16 protein-coding genes and 3 pseudogenes are annotated in these 18,809 nt (G+C 56.7%); 11 read left to right on the top strand and 8 right to left on the bottom strand.

Going from position 1 to position 18,809, the window contains the following annotated elements; all coding sequences use genetic code 11:
• The 4 genes and pseudogenes from J2T57_RS21525 to J2T57_RS21510 all read right to left on the bottom strand — a co-directional run.
• Positions 1-583: pseudogene (locus J2T57_RS21525) on the bottom strand (transposase); the annotation flags it as partial.
• Between the two features lie 42 nt (positions 584-625).
• Positions 626-1,681, bottom strand: coding sequence for a multicopper oxidase domain-containing protein (locus J2T57_RS21520; protein WP_253485486.1), 1,056 nt, complete (start codon positions 1,679-1,681; stop codon positions 626-628).
• A gap of 223 nt (positions 1,682-1,904) precedes the next feature.
• A complete protein-coding gene (locus J2T57_RS21515; protein ID WP_253485482.1) occupies positions 1,905-2,354 on the bottom strand; it encodes a GNAT family N-acetyltransferase in 450 nt (149 codons plus the stop codon).
• Positions 2,355-2,503: 149 nt separating this feature from the next.
• Positions 2,504-3,604 (bottom strand): histone deacetylase family protein, encoded by a 1,101-nt coding sequence (locus J2T57_RS21510; RefSeq protein ID WP_253485479.1) that lies wholly within the window; start codon positions 3,602-3,604, stop codon positions 2,504-2,506.
• Between the two features lie 641 nt (positions 3,605-4,245).
• Here J2T57_RS21510 and J2T57_RS21505 point away from each other — a divergent pair.
• Positions 4,246-4,368: pseudogene (locus tag J2T57_RS21505) on the top strand (transposase); the annotation flags it as partial.
• A gap of 65 nt (positions 4,369-4,433) precedes the next feature.
• On the opposite strand, the gene J2T57_RS21500 reads toward J2T57_RS21505, so the two are convergent.
• From J2T57_RS21500 to J2T57_RS22530, 3 genes are all read right to left on the bottom strand, one after another.
• On the bottom strand, positions 4,434-4,733 hold the full coding sequence (locus tag J2T57_RS21500) for a CcdB family protein (protein WP_253485476.1): 300 nt from the start codon (positions 4,731-4,733) through the stop codon (positions 4,434-4,436).
• Positions 4,733-4,978 carry a type II toxin-antitoxin system CcdA family antitoxin gene (locus J2T57_RS21495; protein ID WP_253485439.1) on the bottom strand — a complete coding sequence of 82 codons (246 nt, stop codon included), beginning with the start codon at positions 4,976-4,978 and terminating at the stop codon, positions 4,733-4,735. Before J2T57_RS21495 ends, J2T57_RS21500 begins: the two co-directional genes overlap by 1 nt.
• Before the next feature lie 513 nt (positions 4,979-5,491).
• Complete coding sequence (locus J2T57_RS22530; RefSeq protein ID WP_253485420.1) at positions 5,492-6,277, bottom strand: FadR/GntR family transcriptional regulator; 786 nt, start codon at positions 6,275-6,277, stop codon at positions 5,492-5,494.
• A 251-nt stretch (positions 6,278-6,528) separates the two neighbouring features.
• Here J2T57_RS22530 and J2T57_RS21485 point away from each other — a divergent pair, with 251 nt between their 5' ends.
• The 9 genes from J2T57_RS21485 to J2T57_RS21445 all read left to right on the top strand — a co-directional run bounded on the left by J2T57_RS21485 (position 6,529) and on the right by J2T57_RS21445 (position 17,937).
• Complete coding sequence (locus J2T57_RS21485; protein WP_253485417.1) at positions 6,529-7,530, top strand: MDR family oxidoreductase; 1,002 nt, start codon at positions 6,529-6,531, stop codon at positions 7,528-7,530.
• A 79-nt stretch (positions 7,531-7,609) separates the two neighbouring features.
• Positions 7,610-8,836, top strand: a complete 1,227-nt coding sequence (locus tag J2T57_RS21480) for an MFS transporter (RefSeq protein ID WP_253485414.1) — start codon at positions 7,610-7,612, stop codon at positions 8,834-8,836.
• Between the two features lie 61 nt (positions 8,837-8,897).
• Positions 8,898-11,108: an acetate--CoA ligase family protein gene (locus J2T57_RS21475; protein WP_366519140.1), complete on the top strand. Its 2,211-nt coding sequence runs from the start codon at positions 8,898-8,900 to the stop codon at positions 11,106-11,108.
• 61 nt (positions 11,109-11,169) lie between these two features.
• Positions 11,170-11,985: an enoyl-CoA hydratase/isomerase family protein gene (locus J2T57_RS21470; protein ID WP_253485408.1), complete on the top strand. Its 816-nt coding sequence runs from the start codon at positions 11,170-11,172 to the stop codon at positions 11,983-11,985.
• A gap of 60 nt (positions 11,986-12,045) precedes the next feature.
• Positions 12,046-12,537, top strand: a complete 492-nt coding sequence (locus J2T57_RS21465) for a TRAP transporter small permease subunit (RefSeq protein ID WP_253485406.1) — start codon at positions 12,046-12,048, stop codon at positions 12,535-12,537.
• The gene (locus J2T57_RS21460; RefSeq protein ID WP_253485404.1) at positions 12,534-13,841 is read left to right on the top strand and encodes a TRAP transporter large permease; all 1,308 of its coding nucleotides are present in this window, start codon (positions 12,534-12,536) and stop codon (positions 13,839-13,841) included. The genes J2T57_RS21465 and J2T57_RS21460 overlap by 4 nt, the downstream gene beginning before the upstream one ends.
• 82 nt (positions 13,842-13,923) lie before the next feature.
• Complete coding sequence (dctP, locus tag J2T57_RS21455; protein ID WP_253485402.1) at positions 13,924-15,003, top strand: TRAP transporter substrate-binding protein DctP; 1,080 nt, start codon at positions 13,924-13,926, stop codon at positions 15,001-15,003.
• A 55-nt stretch (positions 15,004-15,058) separates the two neighbouring features.
• Positions 15,059-17,344 (top strand): molybdopterin-dependent oxidoreductase, encoded by a 2,286-nt coding sequence (locus J2T57_RS21450; RefSeq protein ID WP_253485392.1) that lies wholly within the window; start codon positions 15,059-15,061, stop codon positions 17,342-17,344.
• Between the two features lie 83 nt (positions 17,345-17,427).
• Positions 17,428-17,937, top strand: coding sequence for an OsmC family protein (locus J2T57_RS21445; protein ID WP_253485390.1), 510 nt, complete (start codon positions 17,428-17,430; stop codon positions 17,935-17,937).
• Here J2T57_RS21445 and J2T57_RS22575 read toward each other — a convergent pair.
• Positions 17,883-18,368 carry a hypothetical protein gene (locus J2T57_RS22575; protein WP_436262721.1) on the bottom strand — a complete coding sequence of 162 codons (486 nt, stop codon included), beginning with the start codon at positions 18,366-18,368 and terminating at the stop codon, positions 17,883-17,885. The two genes, J2T57_RS21445 and J2T57_RS22575, sit on opposite strands and share 55 nt — an antisense overlap.
• 199 nt (positions 18,369-18,567) lie before the next feature.
• Here J2T57_RS22575 and J2T57_RS21435 point away from each other — a divergent pair.
• Positions 18,568-18,716 (top strand): annotated as a pseudogene (locus J2T57_RS21435) (transposase); the annotation flags it as partial.
• Between the last annotated feature and the right edge of the window lie 93 nt (positions 18,717-18,809).

Genomic DNA, 18,809 nt, shown 5'->3' with positions numbered 1-18,809 from the left:
TGGCGTATACGCTGAGGCAGGCGTCTACGACCCTTGCGGCGCAGGTTGAGCTTCAACCCACAGTAAACCCGCCAGACTCGCTTGTGATTCCAGACTAGGCCGCGGCGCCGGATCAGCTTGAAGAGCTTGCTGAAGCCCCGTTCCGGAAAGCGCTCCACTAGCTCCTGGAGCACCGCAATCACCTGCTGGTCCCGATCCGGTTGCTTGCGATAACGCACCACGGATCGCGCGATTCCAGCAGCATCACACGCCCGGCGCTGACTCATGCCATGCTCCTGCGTCAACGCAGTCACAATGCGGCGCTTGTCGTCCGGGCTCAGAGCTTTTTTGTGATGACATCCTTGAGCGCCGTGTTCTCAAGCGCCAGATCCGCGTACATCCGCTTAAGCCGGGCATTCTCTTCCTCAAGCTCCTTGAGCCGGCGAATATCGGCCGCCTCCATGCCGCCGTACTTCGACTTCCACTGGTAGTACGTCGCATCGGAAATACCAAGCTCCCGACAGATGTCCTTCACCTTGCGGCCACCCTCCACCTGCTTCAGCGTCTGGACGATCTGGCTCTCTGAGAATCTGCTCTTGCGCATCTGGGCCTCCTTGGGCTTAGTCTGCCCGGAGACCTCAAGTTTTCAATGGACCAATTTTCGGGGAAGGTGACAGGCATGCATGTTGTCGACGATGGCGCCGGTGCGGCCGTTGAACACGACGTACTCCGGCTGGGTGTGGAGCATCTTCTTCGCATCGAATGCCTGCAGCCCACTCCGTCCCAGTGCGCCGGTGGTGTACAGCTCGCCCTGCATGACATAGAACTCCTTGTCCACCGGCGGCAGGCCCTGTTCGGGTTCCACCAGGATCAGGCCGTACATGCCGTGTGCCATGTGCACGGACATGTTCGATACGGCGCAGTGGTACACATATAGGCCCGGATTCAAGGTGCGGAAACGAATCGTCTTGCTTTCCCCCGGTGCGACCACGGTTGCCTCGCCACCGCCGCCCGGCGCCGTGGCGGCATGCAGGTCGATATTGTGTTGATGCAAACTCGTTGCGTTATTGTGCAAGGTGAGCTCGACGGTATCGCCCACGCGCACGCGTAGCATGGGGCCGGGCACCGTGCCGTTGAACGTCCAGTAATTGAATACGATTCCTGGCGCAATTTCGGCGAGAACTTCCTTTGTCTCCAGCGTCAGGCGGATGAGTTCCGGTTCTCGCCGCCCCGATGCGCTCGACAGCGGATCATCGGCGCTTGCGATAGCGATCGGCGGCGGCACGCGATTCGGATTATGGGCAATGTCATCAATCCACTCGAACTGGTCCATTTGACGGAAGAACGTCAGCACGTTCTGCAGCGGCAAGCCGGGACCCGCGCCCGGGCCAAAGGACTGGACGCACATGGGGTACTGGAACAGGTACGCCTTACCGACGGAAACCGACGCAAAGATTGCTACGCCGATGATGAATACGACGATCGACGCCCGCATCGGGACGGAGTCGATGCTGTGCACCAGGCGCAGGAAGAAAAACAGCGATGCTGTGATGGCGATGACGAAGCCGAACGCCTGCAGAAGGCTCACGCGCAGGAACCCGAACAGCGAGAAGCCACCCACCAACAGGATCACCAACACGGCGAGCAACAGCAGCGCTGCAACAATGACCACGAGAACGTTCGAGAGTTTATGCAGATTCATGTGACGCCCACCTCATACGGGAGATGTTCGCGCATTCGGCACTCCGCCAGTCGTTCGCTGACGCACGGAACTAGTTTTGGACGACGATGGCGATGCGAATGGATGGGAGCGTAAGCTTCCTGCTTCGCTCGCAGTCCTCTTCGTGAGTCCGCTCCCGTCCATGGTCGCTAGCAACGATTGCACCATCACGTGCCGCGCATCGGGCATGAAGGATGCGCTCTCGTCACCCCTGGATCTCGGCGATGACCTCGCCGGTTTCCTCGCTCAGCCCCATCTCCTGGAAACCGAAACTGGCGTAGAAGTCCCGGGCGACCTGGTTGGTGGATACATAGCAGATCGCGATCCTCTCGAAGGGGCCACGTGCCCTGATCTCGTTCAGCAGGCACTGCATGGCCCTGTGTCCTATGCCCCTTCCCTGGTGGCGTCGATCGACCATGAGACGGAAGATGTTGTAGGCAGGCAGCCGACCTTCGTGGTGGAAGGATTCGTACATGAGGAAGCCGACCACTTCGCCGCTGCAATAGATAGCGCGAGGCTGATAGGTCGGATGGAAGCTCGATTCGGCAATGGAATACAAATTGTCAGCGACATAGCCAAGTTGTGATGTCGGTAATTCCAGCGCAATGACGGCCTCGAAGTTGTCGCTGGTAATGCTCTTTAGTGTTACGCCCATCGCATGCTCCTCCCTTTGGATATTTCACCCAACATTCACGGGGCGGGTGGCTGTAGCTTCGGGAGCTCACAAGGCGAGCGGTCGGGCAGCGTGGCTCATATCGTGCTTTTTTGCCCGCCTTGACCGGCGAAGGGGAGAGCAGCAGACGCTTACAGTTCGGTGATGAACGCTCCGCGATGGAATGCCTGCGCGGCCTCTACCTCTGCAACGCCGCGCAGGCCGGGTTCCGCTGGCTCGGCGCCGGCCAGCACCTGGAGCACCGACCTGACACCATGCGACAGCGATATCAGGTTGTAGCCGCCTTCCAGCACGAAGACCAGCTTTCCCCCGCACTGCTGGCGTGCCAAGCTCTGCAGGACGCCAGTCATGGCGGCAAAGCCGTCATAGGAGACATTTAACGCCAGGTCATGGGTGTGGGGATCGAATCCAGTCGAGACCAGGATCAGGTCAGGGCGGAACCACTGGGCCGCCGGTACCAGGATCTCGCGGAATGCCTTGAGATAGGCCGCGTCGTTGGCATCTGCTGGCAGGGGAACATTGACGACGGTGCCATCCCCGACGCCCACACCGACCTGCGCGAGACTCCCTGTCCCGGGATAGAAGGGGGCGGCACGGTGGATGTCGAAGAACAGTACATCAGGGTCGGCCGCGAAGATGTCCTGGGTACCGTTCCCGTGATGGGCATCCCAATCGACGATCATGACCCGCTGGCAGCCTAGCGCCGCCTGGGCATGGGCTGCAGCCACCGCCACGTTGTTGAACAGGCAAAAGCCGCGGGCGCGCACCGGTTCAGCATGGTGACCGGGGGGCCTTACCAGCGCGAAGCTACTCTCGGCTCTCCCCTCTACCACCGCCTCGACGGCGGCGATCGCCGTGCCGGCAGCAACTTCGGCGGCATCGACGCTGCCGGGTGATACGGCCGTGGTGTCGTCGTCCAGCCAGGCGCTCTCTCCGCGCAGCTGGTAGATGCTGTCAAGATAGGAGCTGGTGTGGACGCGCCCGAGCTGCTCGCGAGTGGCTGGCATTCCTGTCTCGAAGTTCACTCCGTGGACCGGTTCGATGTCGAGCAAGTGCCGGATCGCGGTGAGCCGTGCGGGGTGTTCGGGATACTTCCAGGGGACTCCCAGCCCGGAGAGCAGTGAGCGGATGCGCGTGTCCATGCGCCCCGGCAGGAATGGCACCTCAATATCCGGTTCATGAGCCAGCATCCTTTCATCATAGAATGCGATCACGCTGTTCTGGTCGGCCACTGTGAAGGCTCCACGTTTCCAAGGTTCAAGAGGGCATCGCGACCTTTGATGTTGTGTCACGGGAGGATTCGTATCTGTGCGATCACGTACATCGTGCCCGCATAACCATGGCCATCGACCTCACGAGACTCCACAGCCTCGGGATATTCATACGCTGTCCCCAGCCCTCAGTTTGCGCAGGTATGGGGCCTGTGCTTCCCCCTCCCGCCTCGGCGTTTGCCCGGCCGACTCTGACGTACATGGCAGTCTTGCCGGCGGCGTTGAGTTCCAGGATGCGGGCCTTGTCCAGGGCTTGGTCTAGCAGGTCGGCAGAGCCCACAGCAACGGTGTGCCCATCAACATCGGCACGAATGCCCTTGCCGGCGACTGGCTCCGCCGTGTTCACCATTTCGAGTAGCAGCTTGCGCTGTTCCGCGCCGCGGATAATCGCATCCGCCAGGGGGTGTTCGGAAGCCGTTTCGGCCCTGCGGCTAGCGTGAGCATCTGGTCCTCGCTATAGGTGTCATCCAGTACGACCACATCGAATTAGTCAGGGTGCCGGTCTTGTCCACGACAACGGCGCTAACGCGGGCTGAGGTCTCGAGATTTTCACCGCCCTTGATAAGGATGCCGTCCTTTGAGGACCGACCGATCCCCGCAACAGCGAGCAGACGCTGTACTCGTGGCGCAAGCGTTTTGGCGGCCTGGACACAGTCGATGTAAAACGACTCCGGGCAGTCGAGGCCGAGAATGCGCGGCTCAAACGCCTGCTGGCAGAGCGCGACCGCGATGCAACGGACCAATTTTCAGGGAAGGCGACATTGACAACTGCTAAATAGGAATGCTTGTTTCAAAAGCCCAAAAACAACATATCCAGCGCTGCAGAGATTTCATCTTGCTTCTCGGCCAGGCTACTGACTGCAGAACGCAATTCGCCTTGAGGTATAGCGGCCATGTACTGCGTGGCCATTACGAGCTCCTGGCCCTCAATACTAAATACAGGATTTAGCCGCTGTGCAGGGGACGGCGCGGAGGATTTGGGCAGCAGGGGTACGACAACTCGCGTATTCAAGCTGCCTAGAAGGTCTGACTGAACGTCCAGCAGATAGCCAGCTTCGCCCTCATATTTGAAGACGTCAAAGCGTGCCATCAGAACTGACGGTGGCGAGCCAGGGGCAAGCCATTATCTTCAACATATGCGTTAGAACTTGCCAGAGCGCTGGCATTTTCTTTGAGCCACTTCTCCTGCTTATGCAGTTTCACGGCCTCCGCGATGCCGGCTTCCGCGGACCTTGATACATTGATTCCCAGCGCTTTTGCCTCTTTGAGAAGAGCACTATCTAGCGATAGGTTGGTTGGCTTTCGGGTGGGTTTGTGAGCTTCAGCGGCCTGCATGGTTTAGTCCTGGTTCGCAATTATGTGCTCATAATATGCCCATATACGATGCGTATCAAGCATGCGTGTCGGCATCATTACAAGCGAGGAATGCTATTCCAAGGGGCTGCACTCGCCACGGACGAGAATGCTGCTGCACGTCATATCCGGAACCCACACATGTGGGTTCCAGCTAAGAGTGAAACTCCACGCCCTTTTGAATCAGGGCTTTGCAAGCGTTTTCCAAACAAGCTTCATCGGGATTCCGCCTAATCGCGAAATTGGACCCGTTTTTTCCGGATAACCGTGAAGTTTTACAGGATTCTCTAAGTATCGAACGAGGTCTCCCTCGTCCGTTAACGTTAGTTTAGCGTTTATCCAGCAGCAATTGACCACAGCCTGCGGCGCGTTGGAAATTCCGGCGGGCGACCTTGGAGTACGGAGCAGAGTTTCAGAACAATCGATGAAACTGGAGCCGTATCGCGGCAGGTCAGGCTCTCTTGAATACATCCTCTCGATAAAACGTCGCCTGGCTTAGGCGGTACGACTGTTTTCCGCCGACGTTCCGCGCTTCTGGTTTCGCCACTCCAATGCTTTGGCGTACTGCTCTCGTATGTACGCGAGTTGGTCCTGGAGTGCCAGTAATGCACCTTCCGTATCCCTCGCTCTCAGCGCATCCACGATACGTTGATGCTGTGCGACGATGAAAGCGCGTTCCCGGAAGCGGAAAACGACCATGTTTGCGAGGGGTTGCAGTGCTTCGATGACAGCGAACATCAGGTACTGCAGAACGCCGTTTCCGCTTGCGTCTACCAGGGCCCGGTGGAATCGCACGTCTGACGCACAAAACTCCTCATCGGTTATTTCCCCCTTCTGAACCTCAACCTCAGCCTGCATTGCATCGAGATGGTCCGATTGGCGGCGGTCGATGGCTAGTCGGCAACAGACCTGCTCCAGTTCGAACCGAGCCTCGGTTACCTGTTCAAAGTCGAAGCTGCCCATTGAAACCAAGACGGTCATGGTGCTTGTCAGAGCCTCATGCGCTTCCTCCTGGCTTGGCGATTTGACGAAGGTCCCGCCCGTCGATCCCCGCCGGGATTGGATTAGGTTCTGCGCCGCCAAATGCTTAAGTGCTTCCCTGATCGTTGGGCGCGAGACAGAAAAGCGATCCGCGAGCTCATGCTCTGTCGGTAGCTTCTGGTTAGGCTGGAGTCGGCCCTCCAAAATGGCCGCTCTGAGGCTGTTCGCGATTTGTTTCGCGACGCCTTCGGTTACTACGTTGTCGTACCTAATCCCATCGACCACTGACGTGACCTCCACGATGTCGCCTTCCGTGAGCGTGGCGGTTAAACATTGATGAGCGCGGGGGAACCTAATGAACCCGCCATGTTCATCGGTGAGTGTACGGAGACGCTCAGTATAACAGCATCAATCAGCCATATGGTAAAGACGTGTTTATATAAATGTTTGACAAATGTCGGTTGCCTACCTACGCTTTGATTAACCGGCACAAAGGCTGCCGGAACGACAATAAAATATATTAAAAACATAAATTTAAAGCGGAGAAGCCGATGGGATCCGATACCTTCAAGGCCATGGTCCTTCGTCAGGAAGGCGAGGGGACAACTCATAACATCGAATGGCTCACCGACGCAGATTTGCCGGAAGGCGACGTTCTTGTAGACGTTCAGTACTCCAGCATGAACTTCAAGGACGCCTTGGCTGTGACGGGGACTGGGAAGATTGTGCGAACGTGGCCAATGGTCCCGGGAATCGATCTTGCCGGAACGGTTCGAGACTCCTCGTCAGATGAATTCTCAGTCGGGGCGCAAGTCGTACTGACTGGGTGGGGAGTCGGCGAACGCTACTGGGGTGGCTACTCGCAACGGCAGCGCGTTCAATCAAAGTGGCTGGTCGAGCTTCCCGATGGCCTGGACCCTCGGCAGGCAATGGGCATCGGCACTGCGGGATTGACAGCCATGCTGTGCGTGATGCGGCTTGAGGATGCTGGCCTAAAACCCTCTGATGGCTCGGTATTGGTTTCTGGGGCAATGGGTGGTGTTGGCAGCGTTGCGGTGTCGATCCTCGCGTCACTCGGCTACGACGTTACGGCTTTGATTCTCCCCAGTCAGGCGGAGCACTCTGGCTACCTCAGTTCGCTGGGGGCCAAGGATATTATCTCTGGAGACGAATGGGGGCAGCCACCAAGGCCTCTTGAGACTCAAGTCTGGGCGGGCGCGATTGACACCGTCGGGGGCAAGGTGCTCGCGAGAATACTCTCAAGCATGGACTACGGCGGCCTGGTCGCGAACTGTGGTCTTGCGGGTTCGCATGATCTCCCTTCGACCGTAATGCCGTTCATCCTGCGTGGGGTAAGTCTTCTCGGCGTTGACTCCGTCATGTGTCCCCGCGACAGACGAATTGCAGCCTGGCAGCGCATAGTCATGGATCTACCAACAGATGCTCTGTCCGCGATTCATCATGTTGCTTCTCTCGAGGAAACGCCCTCAGTAGCGCAAGACATGCTGGCGGGTAAATTGCGAGGGCGGGTTGTTGTAGACCTCAACAACTAACCAGACGCGATCATGGAGTGTTGCATCAGCTATATAGCCTGAGACATTCCATAAGACAGGAAGAAGCGGAGTCCTTGGGATGCAGCATGTTGTGGACCAAGCAGAGGTAGCCGATACGGATCCGCGTGGCTGTTGGGCGGCCTTGGCGATACTCGCGAGCGCCATGATTCTTGGGATGGCAACGTGGTTCTCCGCTACTGCGGTTGTTCCCCAGTTTAAAGGATTGTGGGGGCTGTCCTCTTCTCAGGCGGCCTGGCTGACAATAGCGGTCCAATTGGGGTTCATCTGTGGAGCACTGGGCTCTGCTCTTCTGAACTTAGCGGATGCGATAGCGCCGCGGCGTCTCATTCTGTTCGGTTGCCTTGGCGCAGCAGGGGCGAACGCACTCATTCTGATCGCACCAACCATCGGATCCGTAATCGCCCTCAGGTTCATGACGGGCATATTTCTCGCTGCAGTCTATCCGCCAGCGATGAAGGCTATGGCGACATGGTTCCGCATCAATAGAGGGACTGCCCTTGGCATCATGGTGGGCGCCCTAACTATCGGGTCGGCGTCTCCCCACCTCGTCAATGGGCTTGGTGGATTGGATTGGCGGGTGGTCATTCTCGGAACCAGTGCCATGACGCTGGTCGGCGGCCTAATCACCGAGTATCTGGGTCGGGATGGTCCGTATCCATTCCCAAAGGGCGCCTTTAATCCGCGAATGGCGTGGGGTGTGTTCAGGGATCGAGGAGTCCTCTACCCGTGCCTCGGGTACTTCGGGCACATGTGGGAACTGTATGCGATGTGGGCATGGTTCTCGGTATTCCTCTTGGCGACTTTACAACTTCACGAGGTGGAGAACGCAGCCACGTTGGCGGCACTTGGGACATTCCTTGTTATCGCAGTAGGAGCGCTGGGCTGCTGGATCGGTGGCGTGATCGGGGATCGCTGGGGCCGAAGTCGGGCAACCATACTTGCGATGTGCCTATCCGGCACTTGCGCACTGACAATCGGTTTCGTGCAGGGCGTGTCGGTGACCCTGGTCATGGTGCTCGGTCTGATATGGGGATTCTGGGTCATCGCCGACTCAGCACAGTTTTCAACCGCTGTTACTGAAGTCGGTCGGCAGGACTACATCGGAACAGCATTAACCATGCAGCTCGCGATCGGTTTCGCTCTGACGGTACCGACGATCTGGTTGATCCCAGTACTCGAGGCATTAGTAGGGTGGGGGGGCGCGTTCTCACTACTCGCGCTTGGGCCCATGCTCGGTGTGATCGCCATGTTCAAGCTCATGTCGCTTCGCCAGGCAGGCGCTTAGCGCCCCGAAAGAGGGAGAGCGACGTTCGCCGGCAATCGCAGCAGCAACATTAAAATAATCAATAGCCGACAAAAGCTCGGCGTGTGAGGAGGAGAGCAACGTGCTAACAGAAGTCGAGGCCAAGGCCCTCTTGCGGCAATACCGCATCCAGACGACAGCGCCAATGTTGGCCACCAGCGCGGAACAGGCGGATCAAGCATGTAAGACGTTCAATCGCCCGGTGGTGATGAAAGTGGTGTCCGCGGATGTCGCCCATAAAGCTCGAGTCGGAGGCGTGCGTGTTGGTATCGATCCTGCCGATGCCTCTGGGATTTTCGAGGAGATCATGAGCGCCGTTCGCGCCGCAGAGCCGAACGCCAAACTCGAAGGAGTGTTGATCGAGGAGGTTGTGGAAGGCCACCTCGAGGTCTTTATCGGCGCGCGCGTTGACCGCGAGTACGGTTCTATCGTGATGCTGGGCCGGGGTGGTAGTGGCGTAGAGGCAGGCGCTCCACCAGTTACTGCCCTCGCGCCACTCTCCCCGGAGTCGGCTGACGGCTTGCTGACCCAAGCATTCGGGACCTCCGCTGATGGTGTGCTCGACCAGACCGCTCGCTCTACCTTACATCGCTATCTGCTGGCAGTGGCAGGGGCAGAAGGTCTGCTATTCCGGGAGGACATCAGCGATCTGGATATCAATCCGTTGCTTGTCGGCGAGAAGGAAGTTGTTGCGGTAGATGCTGTGGCGGAACTCCTCTCCCCAGGAGAACGGTTCGGCCGGCTGGATGCGGATACGGTCTCACAGGAAAAGGCTGGTCGCGTTCAACGCTTGCAGCGCATGCGTGCTTTGTTCGAACCAGAGGCTATCGCCTTTATTGGCGCTTCGACTTCGCCTTCCAAATTAGGCTACCGAAATATCAAGAATCTCGTTGATTTCGGCTTTCGAGGCCGTGTCTACCCGATCCATCCTAAGGCTGCGGAAATCTGTGGCGTCCAGGCCTACCCGTCCATAGGGGACGTTCCCGGGCCCGTTGATCGTGCCTACATCGCGCTCTCGGCCGCCCAAGTGCCACAGGCTCTCGAGGACTGCGTCAAGAAAGGCGTGGATGTCGTGCAGGTCCTCTCTGCAGGTTTCTCGGAGTGGGTTCCCAAGGGTGAACGTGGTGAGCCGGCAGAAGATCCGGACGCAGTCTTGCGTGCGGCGATCAAGGGCAGCGGCACCAGAGTGGTGGGCCCCAACTGCATCGGCACATTTTCTTCGCGTGCTCGTTTGGCCATGGGCGCCGCACGATATTGCCCGACCGACTCGGGAAGCATCACCTTCATTTCCCAAAGCGGCACTTTCGCGGGAGATGTGGTGCGGCGTGCCCAAGCACTAGGGTTACCTGTCGGCCAAGTGCTGTCCTGCGGGAATTGTCTGGACCTTGATCTCATTGATTATCTTTTGTTCTGCGAAGCGGATACGAATACGAAGTTGATCGCGATCTATGCGGAATCGATCCGAAACGCAGGGCTGTTCTTCCGGCTTGCAGCACAGTCGAGCAAACCCATCGTCATCTTCCGCGGTGGCCTTACGGATCAAGGTGGCGCGGCAGCGAGCAGTCACACTGCCGCACTTGCGACTGACACTGTGCTCTGGGAAGCGGCCGTCAGGGCGTCGGGTGTTTTGCAGGTAGGCACGCTCGACGATCTGCTTGACGTTCTCGTCGCGTTCAGCGGACACGACACGCTTACAGGAAAGCGGCTCGCCATTTTCGGTTCAGGCGGAGGCGTCAGTGTTACGTCATCGGACGCTGCGGAACAGGTGGATCTGGAACTCGCAACACTCAATTCCATGACGCGCTCTGAGCTTGAGGGGTTTGCAGGTCCGGGCACCAGCGTCAGCAATCCTATCGACATTCCGGTATGGGGCCTGAAACGCGGTGACGACTTCGTACTTGGAGAAATTCTTGACCATCTGAAAGCGGACGATGGCATCGATGCCATCGTCGCTTATGTAGAGATGGGAACGGTAATGGACTTTTCCGATGCCGACGAGGAAGGGCTGGCGCAACTGCAAGCGATCTGCGATTCGATTCTGGCCACTGCGACGTCTGGCGCTGCGGTCTCACTAGTTCTGAGAAGCACTGGTGACAAAGTCCAGGACGACTTCGTTCGAGCCCAACGGCCAGTCTTTATTCGTCGCGGCATAAGCCTTTATAGCTCGACCGCACGTGCTGTGCGCGCGATCGGTCGGCTGCGGGCAATGTCTCGCGGAGTGGCGTCGCGCAGCGTCGACATCAAAAACGGCTAGTGGAAGACAAACTATTGCTTGCGAACGCCGCTGGGCGAAGCACTACGAGAAGGATACAGACATGACCTACGAAACATTGCTTTACACAGACCTTGGCCACGGAGTTGGGCAAGTTACGTTCAATCGGCCGACACGAGCCAATGCAATGAATCAACCGATGCTCAGGGAGTTGCGCCAACTATGCGCCTCGCTTGAAGTGGACGACAGCCTCCGCTGCCTCATCGTCACTGGCTCGGGGGGAGCATTCAATTCGGGCTTCGACCTCAAGGATCAAGCGCAAGCCCAGCCGTCGGGGGTCAAAGACTGGGTTCCCCTGCTTGAGGCTGATTTCGAGGGAATCATGTCGTTCTGGCGATTCTCCAAACCGACGATTGCTGCAGTCAATGGTCCTGCACTTGCGGGTGGCTTCGAACTCATGCTCGGTTGCGACATGGCTATCGCTGCGGATAACGCGATATTTGGTGAACCAGAACTGAAGTTCGGCGCGGGCATAGTGGCAATGCTGCTGCCATGGTTCGTTGGCCCCAAAGTTGCCAAAGAAATCATATTTACCGGCGAAGATCAGCTCTCCGCACAACGAGCGCTCGAACTCGGTCTAGTCAACCGGTTAGTCCCTCAGAAAGATGTACTGGACGCTGCCATAGAGTTGGCAAGGAAGCTCGCTCGCATGGACCCCATGGTGCTTCAGCGCACGAAAATGGCGCTCAATCGTACCTACGCGATTATGGGTATGGATGAGGCGCTGCGCGCGGCTCTCGACATTGATATCCAAATTGAAGGCGAGGGATCGTGGCTAAAGCGAGAATTCCTCAAAGTCTGTAGAGAAGAGGGACTCGGCAGCGCGCTCAAATGGCGGGCGGAGCGCTTTGGTCAGTAGACATCTATCTCTCGTGACACGGTGAGGTGGCAAATGCGCGCCCTCGTTTGGATTGACCGCTTGAGCATACTGTTCGGAAAAGTAGCAAGCTACTTTATCTGGATCGTGATAGTTCTCGTTGTCTGGGAAGTTATTTCGCGTTACCTGTTGAATGCGCCAACCGTCTGGACTCAGGGCTATGTGCAGCGCTTTTTCGCTGCATATTTTATCCTGATTGGGGCGTACACCTTGGTCAGGAATTCACATGTTCGTGTTGACTTGGTGTTGGGGACATCCAGCCCGCGGTGGAATGCCTTCACTGACTTGTTGAACTATTCCCTCCTATTCATTTGGGCGGCGGCGCTGTGCTGGGAAGGTTGGGAATATTTCTTTGATGCTTGGCGCTTCAACGAACTGGATAGCGGAGCGCTTCGCCATCCAATGTGGCCAGTAAAGCTTTCCTTAGTTATTGGCATGGGGCTGATGGCGTTGCAGGCCGCCGCTGAGATAATTCGAGCAATTGTGTTGATTATAAATCCGAAAAAAGAAGTCCCCAGGGTGGTTTCAACATGAGTCCAGAGCTTCTTACATTAGGCATGTTTGGTTCGTTGGTTTTGGCCATCGTTCTTGGGGTCTCTTTATCCTATGCGTTAGGCGGAATTGCAGTAATATTCACATTGATAACAGTGGGGCCGTTCGGGCTACTGTCGCTTGTCTCAGCTACATTTAACTTGATGTGGTCAATTCTGCTTGGGGCCATTCCTTTCTTTATATTCATGGGTGTGGCACTTGCAAGCTCACAGATTTCCCGTGACCTGTACCACGCGTTCTATTTATGGTCAGGGCGGATGAATGGTGGCTTGCTTTTCGGCACTGCCGGTTTTGCGGCCACCCTTTCCTCAATGACCGGAAACTGCGCGGCCTCGACCATTACCACAGGTATGATCGGGATTCCGTCTATGGAGAAGTACAAGTACCGCCGTTCGCTGGTGCTTGGGACCATCGGTGCTGCCGGCACGCTTGGCATTCTTATCCCGCCATCGATCACATTGATCGTCATCGGCATGACGACTGGCCTGTCCGTAGGCCGTCTGTTTCTGGGTGGTCTAGTAGCTGGAATGATTGCGCTTGCGGCGATTGTGCTTTACGTGGCAATCCGCGTGTGGCTGCAGCCTAGTATCGCTCCAGGGGCCGATAATGCTGTACCTCTGAGAGACAAGGTCCGGGCGCTTCGAATTGTTTTGGCACCGGTTATTATTGTTGGTCTCGTTCTCGGCTCTATCTTCGCTGGTATGGCGACTCCTACCGAGGCGGCTGGAGTTGGCGCTGCTGCTGTGGTCGTGGCGACGCTAATTCGTGGCGAGGTGAATTGGAGATTCATTCAGAACGTCACGTATTCATCGGCCACCACCACAGGGATGGTGCTTTGGATCATCTTCGGAGCTGGTGCATTCGTAACGGTTTATGAGCAAGGTGGCGGCATTCTCTTTATGCAGGGTTTGCTTCTCGGACTCGATGTTGAGCCGATCACAATGATTCTGCTCATGCAGCTCACGGCACTTGTTCTGGGCATGTTTCTCGATCCGATCGGAATAATTCTTTTACTATTGCCTATATTTATTCCAATAGTCATTAACTTGGGTTATGACCCGATCTGGTTTAGCGTGGTATTCCAGCTGAATCTTTGTATTGGATATATAACGCCGCCTTTTGGTTATAATATCTTCTATTTAAAGAGCCTTGTTCCGGAAACACCAATTATGGATATATACAAGGCTGTTCTGCCGTTTGTTTTTGTTATGATTTTAGCGGGTTTGTTGCTCATTTTATTCCCCGGTATTATCACATCTGTGGTTGAGTGGGGTTTTCGGCGGTAGTTAATTAGTCGGAGGTGAATGCGCGAAATATATCTAGGCGAGCTACAAAACTAAAACCAGTATATATCGAGGAGTGTAGACAATGGTCGAAGAACGCAAGGTATCTGGGGCAAAGACAGTTTCGCGTCGGGATTTCTTAAAGAAGTCGGCGGCCGCAACCGCCGGTGCGGCAGCCGCTATTGGCGCACCTGCCGTCATTTCGTCCACGAATAGCAAGTTTAAGTGGACTATTCAGAGTCACTGGACGCCTGGCGTCTGGTACTTCGAGACGGTGTATCGGGAATTCGCGAGACGGGTCGAGGAGGCCACGGCCGGCGAAATCGAGATCGATACCCGAACCGCCAATTCCGTCGTATCCACCCAAGACATTCTCGGTGCGGTGCGACGAGGGCGACTTGATGCATCCTTTATTTTTCCTGGTTACTGGGTAGGTGAGCTGCCTGTGGCCGGACACCTGAATGGCAACCTTGGGACCTTTGCCAGTCATGAAGAAATGCATCTCTTCATGTACGAAATGGGTGCGCTTGACGTTATCCGTGAGGCCTATGCCGAGAGAGGCGTCTATCAGGCAGGTCCGATGTCCTTCGGCGGCATCACCGTGTTCGCGCGAGAACCACTCGTGACGCTTGATGATTTCCGTGGTTTCAACATTCGCTCAACTGGAACGCCTGCAAGGGTTTTCGAACGACTTGGAGCGTCACCGACGATGGTTCATGGTAATGAGCTTTACCAGGCCATGCAGACCGGAATTGTTGACGGTGCGCATTGGGGCTGCGTCTCGACAGGCTGGGGAATGAATCTGCAGGAAGTGTCCAGCTACATCATGCAACCGGACATGCTCTCCCATTCGAACGGTGAATTCATCGTCAACATGGATCGATGGAACGAACTCGGATCAGACCACAAGCGCGTGATCCACGAGTGCGTGCGTGCCATGAGTGCAGATGCGAGTGCCCATTTCCGCCATAGGGATTTCTTGCTCATGGAGGAATTCGTTCAGGACTTCGGCGGAGAAATCGTGCAAATGGATCCCTCGGTGATGGAAGCCATTCAGCGGGAATCGATGGTGGTGGTTGATGAGATCTCCGAGCAGGATCCACGTTACTCCGGCAGAGTGGGTGAAATTCTCCACGAGTTCATGCGCCTGACTGGAAAAGTCTGAAGGGGTTGAGCGAGGCACGTTGACGTGCCTCGCTCAACGTCAACGGTGTTTGTTCATGTCGCACGAGGGAACGATTGTGCCGCACTATACAGCTGCGCATTGGGGCATCAGGGAGGTCGAGGGTACAGAGTTAAGGCATTGGTCCGAAGATCCATTTCCCTCCCGTATCGGTCTTGATCAGCTCCATCCTCACTTGCAACGGCTTCGAGTCAAGCGGCCCGCGGTGCGCGCCAGTTGGTTGCGCGAGACTAGCCGTGGACCAAACGCGAGAGACCCGCAGGAGCCCTTCGTTGAAGTTGGTTGGGACTTTGCCCTGGATCTCATCGCTGGTGAATTGGAGCGCGTGCGCGGCCGACATGGCAACCAGGCGATTTTTGGTGGCTCCTACGGCTGGTCAAGCGCTGGTCGATTCCATCATGCCCAGAGCCAGCTGCATCGGTTTCTCAATGTCATTGGCGGATACGTTCGTCATGTGGACACCTACAGCCTCGGCGCCGCCAGCGTGATGATGCCCCACGTCGTAATGCCCATGTCCAAGCTGATGGTGCAGCAGAGCACATGGCCGGTCATTGCAAAACACACACGTCTATTCGTGTCATTCGGTGGTGTGCCCTTGAAGAGTACGCAGGTTTCTCCTGGGGGGGTGGGGAAACATCGAGCATCGGAGGGCATGAGGTCACTACATGCCTCCGGCGCGAAGCTCGTTAATATTGGTCCCGTCGGGGACACCCTTGAGTGTGAGGGTGTTGAATGGATTCCGATCCGTCCGAACACCGATGTTGCCGTGATGCTCGCACTCGCCTATGTCATTAACGAAGAGGGATTACACAATGTGGCCTTCCTTCGCGACTACTGCGTAGGCTTTGAGCGTTTCAGGGCGTCTTTCACAGGCGAGGACGGTGGAGCGCCCTGTACTCCTGAATGGGCTGAATCTGTCTCTGGTATGCCGGCGGCGCGAATCGTGACCTTGGCGAGAGAGCTGGTCGCAACACGCAGCCTGATCAACATGGCATGGTCGCTCCAGCGTGGGAGCCATGGTGAACAGGCGTGCCACGCTCTCATCGCGCTCGCTTCCGTGGTTGGGCAGATTGGTTTGCCAGGTGGAGGCTTTGGTTTCGGTTACGGATCAATGAACGTCATTGGTAGTGACGGAGGGAGTCTACGAGGCCCGACATTACCTCAGGGTAGGAACCTCGTATCCGAGTTCATTCCAGTCGCACGACTCTCGGACATGTTGCTGCGCCCCGGGGAGACATTCACCTACAACGGTGAAACCCTGCAGTATCCCGATATCCGGTTAGTATATTGGGCTGGAGGGAATCCCTTCCATCATCATCAAGATCTGAACCGATTACAAAAAGCGTGGCAACGGCCTGAAGCCATAATCGTCAACGAGCAATATTGGACAGCAACCGCACGTCGAGCGGATGTTGTCTTGCCAGCGACGCTCCCTCTTGAGCGCGACGATCTTGGGTACTCGGCGCGAGAGGGTCACCTTGTCGCCATGCGAAAAGTCGCCGCGCCGCTGGGGGCCGCCAAGCATGACTATGAGATTTTTCAGGAATTGGCCGAGCGATTGGGGGCTAGAAACCAGTTTACCGAGGGCTTGAGCGCATCGGACTGGCTGAGACGGCTCTACGGGGAATGCCGCGAAGCCAATCCAGAAGCCGAGTTGCCTGAATTTGATGATTTCTGGGGGCAAGGAATGGTCATGCTCGACGATGACGTCGAGCCTCAAACGCTCTTGGAAGCGTACCGTCGGGACCCGATTGCGCATTCGTTGGAGACACCGTCGGGGCGGATCGAGTTGTACTCGGAAACTGTTGCGAACTTCCGCCTTGATGATTGTCCGGGGTACCCGTCATGGATCCCCCCTCATGAGTGGCTTGGCTCATCATCGATCACGCCTGAAGTGACGTTTCATTTGCTATCGGACCAGCCGGCGAGAAGGCTGCACAGCCAACTTGACGCGAGTGAATATAGCCTAGGCGGGAAGATAGACGGCCGCGAACCCGTCGACATAAGCTCAGTCGACGCGCAACGTCTTGGCGTTAATACCGGGGATGTGGTGGAACTCTGGAATGACAGAGGGAGATGCCTCGCCGCAACGAGAGTCACGGATTCAATTAGGAGTGGAGTTCTGCGACTGAGCACGGGCGCGTGGCTGGATCTCGACTCTGATGGTAGAGATCGACACGGAAATCCGAATGTTCTAACTCTGGATGTCGGCACTTCTTCCCTCGCGCAAGGCTGTGCCGCCCACACATGCCTGGTGAACTTGCGAGGGCCAATCAAGAACCCACCAGAGGTTAGGGCCTTCGATCTTCCGGTCCTGCGATAAGGACTGAAGTGCGAGAACCATAGCATCGCACCAGAGGCCCGTGACGCCCGTGATAAGGCTAGCTATCGAAACTGGAGGCTGACATGAAACAGGAAGAATTGAGCGCGCTTCAGGCGCCGCTGAAGCAAAAGTACCAGCAAGACCCGGAAGGAGCAGTGATCACTCTCCGTGCAGAGGGTGACCTTGGCGAAGGGATCGCATGCAAGGTGGATACTGGTCATGCGCTCATTGAGGCAGGGCTGCATCCCGCAACAGGCGGTGATGGCTCTCAAGCTTGCTCAGGCGACATGCTTCTCGAGGCACTCGCCGCGTGCGCAGGTGTGACGCTGCGAGCCGTGGCCACGGCCTTCGGGGTTGACCTTCGAAAGGGAAAGGTTATAGCGGAGGGTGATCTTGATTTTCGAGGAACCCTTGGGGTCACCAAGGAAACTCCAGTCGGATTCAAGGAAATTCGGTTGAAATTCGAAACCGAGTCAGATGTCGATGAAGCCACAATGAACAAGGTTATTGCTGTCACTGAGCGCTATTGTGTCGTCCTTCAGACAATACGAAACGCTCCGCCTGTATCGGTATCCGTTACGGCAATGAACTGATAGGTGAACAGGCGGTTCGAAGCGGGCGTTCGTCGTGGAAGCGTCGAACTAATGCCTATGCAATCGATGAAGCAGGCGAACGGATCCGGGAATGACCTGGATTCGATGTCTTTTTGCTCGGTTTTCGCGGTTTTCCGGGCGATTTCCATATTCAAGACGCAACCCCCCCCTGGAGGGCGGGCATTCGTCGCTGCGCGAGCACCAGATTGGCAAGCCCGAACAGCGAGAAAGAGTTGCGCCTGGTTCTTGGCCAGGCCGCGGTAGAACAGGTTCTTGATCACATGGAAGGCGTGCTCACCACGCGCCCGCACTTTCGCCTTCGCTTTCTCGGTGGCCTCCATGAGCCGATCCAATGAGCTGTTGGTGAGCGCCCGCCGCAGACCGTGCTTCATCGAGATGTGCCAGTCGACCTTGTTCGATTTATTCGTCACCTTGGTCGGTCGGTAGGGGTAACCGTCCGGTGATTACCTCCTTCCCTGCCTGATTTGTGTTCGGGATGATCGTGTCCACTTATCAGCAAGTGGGCACTTATGAAGTGGCCACGAGGAGGCCAAATGGACTGACCTGCCTGGCGATTTTCGGACCATTCGAAACTTAAGATGATGGCCTCTGCACACGGAGCAGAGGCAGATGAGGAAGAGTCGATTCAGCGAAGAGCAGATGGTTCGTATCCTGCGTGAGACGGATGCCAGCCGGTCAGTGAAGTCGCCAAGCGGCACGGCGTCAGCGTGCAGACGCTGTACTCATGGCGCAAGCGTTTTGGCGGCCTGGACACGGGTATGCGACGACAATTGCTCTGGCCGGTTAACGACAACTACTTTGGCCGGTTGCCACTAAGCTTGACCGCTTTTCCACGGGACCCAGAAAGGGGC

The organism is Natronocella acetinitrilica (assembly GCF_024170285.1).
Taxonomy (GTDB): Bacteria; Pseudomonadota; Gammaproteobacteria; order Nitrococcales; family Aquisalimonadaceae; genus Natronocella; species Natronocella acetinitrilica.
Note: the sequence above shows the minus strand (reverse complement) of the source record. Positions and strands in the feature narration are given on the sequence as shown.

What these genes read in the sequence shown, in the direction of transcription:
- J2T57_RS21445 (WP_253485390.1), top strand. Translation starts at nt 17,428, where the DNA reads ATGAAACAGGAAGAATTGAGCGCGCTTCAGGCGCCGCTGAAGCAAAAG.
- J2T57_RS21480 (WP_253485414.1), top strand. Translation starts at nt 7,610, where the DNA reads ATGCAGCATGTTGTGGACCAAGCAGAGGTAGCCGATACGGATCCGCGT.
- J2T57_RS21460 (WP_253485404.1), top strand. Translation starts at nt 12,534, where the DNA reads ATGAGTCCAGAGCTTCTTACATTAGGCATGTTTGGTTCGTTGGTTTTG.
- J2T57_RS21495 (WP_253485439.1), bottom strand. Translation starts at nt 4,978, where the DNA reads ATGCAGGCCGCTGAAGCTCACAAACCCACCCGAAAGCCAACCAACCTA.
- J2T57_RS21520 (WP_253485486.1), bottom strand. Translation starts at nt 1,681, where the DNA reads ATGAATCTGCATAAACTCTCGAACGTTCTCGTGGTCATTGTTGCAGCG.
- J2T57_RS21500 (WP_253485476.1), bottom strand. Translation starts at nt 4,733, where the DNA reads ATGGCACGCTTTGACGTCTTCAAATATGAGGGCGAAGCTGGCTATCTG.
- dctP (WP_253485402.1), top strand. Translation starts at nt 13,924, where the DNA reads ATGGTCGAAGAACGCAAGGTATCTGGGGCAAAGACAGTTTCGCGTCGG.
- J2T57_RS21470 (WP_253485408.1), top strand. Translation starts at nt 11,170, where the DNA reads ATGACCTACGAAACATTGCTTTACACAGACCTTGGCCACGGAGTTGGG.
- J2T57_RS21450 (WP_253485392.1), top strand. Translation starts at nt 15,059, where the DNA reads ATGTCGCACGAGGGAACGATTGTGCCGCACTATACAGCTGCGCATTGG.
- J2T57_RS21485 (WP_253485417.1), top strand. Translation starts at nt 6,529, where the DNA reads ATGGGATCCGATACCTTCAAGGCCATGGTCCTTCGTCAGGAAGGCGAG.
- J2T57_RS21515 (WP_253485482.1), bottom strand. Translation starts at nt 2,354, where the DNA reads ATGGGCGTAACACTAAAGAGCATTACCAGCGACAACTTCGAGGCCGTC.